The 3,791-nt window shown below is 65.8% G+C and carries 4 protein-coding genes; 3 read left to right on the top strand and 1 reads right to left on the bottom strand.

Going from position 1 to position 3,791, the window contains the following annotated elements:
• Positions 1-99: 99 nt before the first annotated feature.
• Both AC5JJ6_RS03360 and AC5JJ6_RS03355 read left to right on the top strand, forming a co-directional pair.
• Positions 100-249 carry a hypothetical protein gene (locus tag AC5JJ6_RS03360; RefSeq protein ID WP_496040687.1) on the top strand — a complete coding sequence of 50 codons (150 nt, stop codon included), beginning with the start codon at positions 100-102 and terminating at the stop codon, positions 247-249.
• A gap of 351 nt (positions 250-600) precedes the next feature.
• A complete protein-coding gene (locus tag AC5JJ6_RS03355) occupies positions 601-1,272 on the top strand; it encodes an IS6 family transposase (protein ID WP_496040686.1) in 672 nt (223 codons plus the stop codon).
• Between the two features lie 345 nt (positions 1,273-1,617).
• On the opposite strand, the gene AC5JJ6_RS03350 is transcribed toward AC5JJ6_RS03355, so the two are convergent.
• Complete coding sequence (locus AC5JJ6_RS03350; RefSeq protein WP_496040688.1) at positions 1,618-2,637, bottom strand: IS110 family RNA-guided transposase; 1,020 nt, start codon at positions 2,635-2,637, stop codon at positions 1,618-1,620.
• Positions 2,638-2,821: 184 nt separating this feature from the next.
• Here AC5JJ6_RS03350 and AC5JJ6_RS03345 point away from each other — a divergent pair, with 184 nt between their 5' ends.
• A complete protein-coding gene (locus tag AC5JJ6_RS03345; protein ID WP_496040685.1) occupies positions 2,822-3,589 on the top strand; it encodes a DUF3891 family protein in 768 nt (255 codons plus the stop codon).
• Positions 3,590-3,791: the final 202 nt, after the last annotated feature.

The following is a 3,791-nucleotide window of genomic DNA, read 5'->3' as shown; positions in this document are numbered from 1 at the left end:
AACTACCTTGCCAACTCAGGCTACGCGTTCGACTAAACCTGAAATGCTCTAGCGCTGCCGACCTCGACGCACCCGGGTCACGACGAGGAAGCGCCGCCGGTGGCCCCGGCGCTGCCGCGCACGGAAGCGCACGGCGAAGCCTTCGAGATCGTCGAGGTGCTGGGACCGGGCGGCGTGCGGACCATCTGGTTGGACCGCTGGACGGACAACAGTAGGCGCGGATGCCAGGGCCTTTACCTTGCTGGCTGAGGCTCGGCCTGGATTTCGGGCGTCCAGCGCCACGGCAGAAGTTCGTCGGTGCGGCTCTATGGCCAGCCGTCGACGAGACGGGTCAACAGGTCGCTGAGGTAGCGCTGCGAGTTGCCGCCGTTCAGTTGGCATCGTCAACTTGAGCCGCAGTCAAGCTCTCGCAGGGGCATAGTCACGTCCTTGATCGCTGGGCGGAATGAATTGGTTGGGCCAAAGCGGCCGGATGTCGATCGAGCCCACTACCTACCCTGGCTACCGCTTCCCCGCCGAGGTCATCCACCATGCCATCCGGCTCTACCATTTGTTCAGCCTGGGCCTGCGCGACATCGAGCTATCCTGGCCGAGAGGGGCGTGCTGGTCAGCTCGGAGAGCATCCGACGCTGGTGCCGCCTCTTCGGTACGGACTTCGCGGCCAAGATGCGCAAGCAGCGGCCGCGGCCGGGTGACACCTGGCACATGGATCAGATTTACTTGAAAATAAACGGTGGACGCTTCTATCTCTGGCGCGCGGTGGACCAACATGGTGTCTTGCTCGACATGCTCATGCAGGGCGGCGCAACGCCATGGCCGCCAAACGCTTGCTTTGCGGACCTCAAATACAAGCCCCGCAAGATCGTCACGGATGAGCTCCGCAGCTATGACGTCGCACGGCGAGAGGTTCTGCCCTGTGTGCGGCATCGGACCAGCCGATACCTAAACCATCGTGCCGAGAAGTCCCACCGCCCATCGCGACGTCGAGAACGCCAGATGCAGCGCTTCAAGTCACCCGGGCAAGCCCAGCGGTTACTCTCGGCGCATGCGATGATCTACGGTCACTTCCATCCGCGGCGACACCTGATGACCGCCAAACAGTACCGCCGTTCCCACGAAAGGCTTTCCAGATCTTGCGGCAGGAGACGTGTGCCCGAATGGCGGCGTGAAATCACGCAAGCTCCGCCGGAAACGCCGCAGTACCGGGAGCATGACCCTCTTCCCAGTGTCACGGCGCATAGGCATACGCTCCTTGCCGCGACGTCCCGTTAAAACGTTTTGATGCATAATCCTGCCGGAATTGTGGCAAGCCCCGCACCGCTTGCGGCAAGCGCACCTTATCGCATGTGTGGATGCCCCCTGCGGGTCAAGGCGCGTCTGCAACTCTGGCACCGGGAGCACGGGTGCGGTCATGTGTCCGGCCTTCGATGCGGCCGGTCTGGCCACGGGCCCTGATGAGGGGCGCGGAACGAGGGGCAATCATGCGAGCGCGCTCGGGTAGCGCATTGCGATAAACGGCCTGTCTCGTCACCGGCTCACCGGTCTCTCGCTGTCATCGTCGCTTCGGCACCTTGGCCCTCGCCGGGCGCGGCGCCCGGCGAGCTCGGACGCGACCGCCTAGGCGGTCGCGGTTGCTGTGTAGGTCCCTCCCCAGGCCAGCAAGGCCCAGGCGATGCGGGCCATCTTGTTGGCTAGCGCCACGGCGACGACCTTGAAGGGCCGCCGGGCCAGCAGGCGTGTGGCCCGATCCGCCGCCTCTGGACTGCGCCGGGCATTGCGTAGACGGCTGGTGGCGCCGAGGACCAGCAGCCGACGTAGCATGGAGTTGCCTTGCCGAGAGATCCGACCCAAGCGCTCCTTGCCGCCACTCGAGTGCGGCTTCGGGGTCAGGCCAAGCGAGGCCGCGAAGTGCCGCGCGGAGGCGAAGCCATGTGGATTGGGCAACATCGCGGCCAGGGCTGTCGCGCTGATCGCCCCGATGCCGGGGATGCTCGCCAGCCGTCGAGCCGCTTCATCTTCACGGGCATGGCGGACCATGCGGCTGTCGAGCCGCTCAATGCGTCCATCCAAGGCCTCGATTTGTGCTACCAGATCGCCCAGCGCCTGGCGTGCCAGGTTAGGCAGCCGGGTGTCGTCACCGTCGCGGATTACCGCGATCAGCTCGGCGACCTTGCGCCCCTGCGCCGCCACGATGCCGTACTCGGCAAGATGGGAGCGCAGCGCGTTGATGGTCTGAGTACGCTGGCGCACCAGCATGTCGCGGACCTTCAGCTCCATCAGGCTCGCCTGCTGCGCCTCCGTCTTGGCCGGCACAAAACGCATGGTCGGGCGCGTCACCGCTTCGCAGATCGCCTCGGCGTCTGCCGCGTCGGTCTTGCCTCGCTTGACGTAGGGTTTCACGTAAGCCGGTGGCATGAGCCGCACCGTATGGCCGAGGCGAGTGAGCTCACGCGCCCAATGGTGCGCTCCGCCGCAGGCCTCCATGCCGACCAGCGTGGGTGGCAGGGCCGCGAAGAACTCCAGCAGCGCTGACCGGCGCAGCTTGCGCCGCACTACTACCCCACCGGCCGCATTGACCCCATGCACCTGGAAGACGCTCTTGGCCAGGTCGAGGCCGATCGTCGTAATCTCCTCCATGGATGCCTCCTCTCCCTCGTGGTCAGGCTCAGCACCAACCACGCTATGGCACCTCGATGCCGCAGAGCAGGGGGCATCCACCCCATCATGTGATCGGAGCCGGACTAGTCCCGCGGCCAGCTTTTTGAGCCAGGCAGATTAGGAGTTACCTCATCCCGAGAGCCCACTCGCGCGTTGACGCATCATGATCCTGCGCAGCCCAGAGAACGGCACCCGCCTTCTCATTTCCCAACCCTCCCATGCCCTGCTCTCGGGCCAGATGATGGCCGCCTGGGGCGCCCCCGGCTTCGCGCGGCCGGACCCGGCTTCAGAGGTCATCCTCGCCGCCGAGCAGCACGACATCGCCTGGCTGTCCTGGGAGACCGCCCCAACCCTCGACCCCGAGACGGGCCTGCCTCATCCGTTCACCAGCCTCGGCCCGGCGGTCCATGCCCCGATGTGGGCACGGGGCGTGGAGATAGCCCGGGCCGCCTGGGGCCTTTGGCCTGCCCTCCTCATCTCCCTGCACGGCACGCGGGTCTACACGGAGTACATGGACCCGGGCAGCCTGCCGCCGGACGACCGCGCCGCGATCGACCGCAACGCCGCCAAGGAGGCCGCACTGCAAGCAGACTGGATTGCCAAGCTCGGCGCGACGCCTGTGCAGGTGGAGCGGAACTCCGCCCTCGTCGCGGTGACCGATGCCCTGTCCCTCGCCCTCTGCTTTGCAGAGTCGGACAAGGCGGGGGAGGCGCCAATGGAGGATGGCAGTTCTCGCAAGATGAAGCTAGTGCGACAAGACACGTCGCGTTGGTCGCTCGACCCCTGGCCCTTCCGCGACAGCAGCTTGACATTGCGGTGCGAGGTGATCCGTCTCCCTGTCGAGACCCGATGGAATGATGAGGAGGCGATGCGCCGCGACCTCCGCGATGCAGCCTGGAGCACGCTGGCCGAAACCTTGGTCCCGGCCTGACGGACCAGGGCCGCCTTGAGGCAACGGCTGCCAGAGCCTGCGTTGTTGTTCTCGCCCTGATGCTTCGTCGGCCACCTGCACTCCCAGCCGGGCTACTGCCGCTTCCAGCAGCGCCAGGTCGCCTTCGCGCCATTGCCGCCAGCTCATTAGTACTACTGTGTCATAGAATGCTTGTCTGATGGGGTATCGCTGTCCTACAGGG

The sequence above is a fragment of the Skermanella sp. genome (assembly GCF_059503625.1).
The sequence above is the reverse complement of the archived record's forward strand: the minus strand, read 5'-3'. Positions and strand labels throughout refer to the sequence as shown.

Excerpts from the sequence above, each read along its gene's own strand:
- AC5JJ6_RS03350 (WP_496040688.1), bottom strand. The coding sequence starts at position 2,637 with ATGGAGGAGATTACGACGATCGGCCTCGACCTGGCCAAGAGCGTCTTC.
- AC5JJ6_RS03345 (WP_496040685.1), top strand. The coding sequence starts at position 2,822 with ATGATCCTGCGCAGCCCAGAGAACGGCACCCGCCTTCTCATTTCCCAA.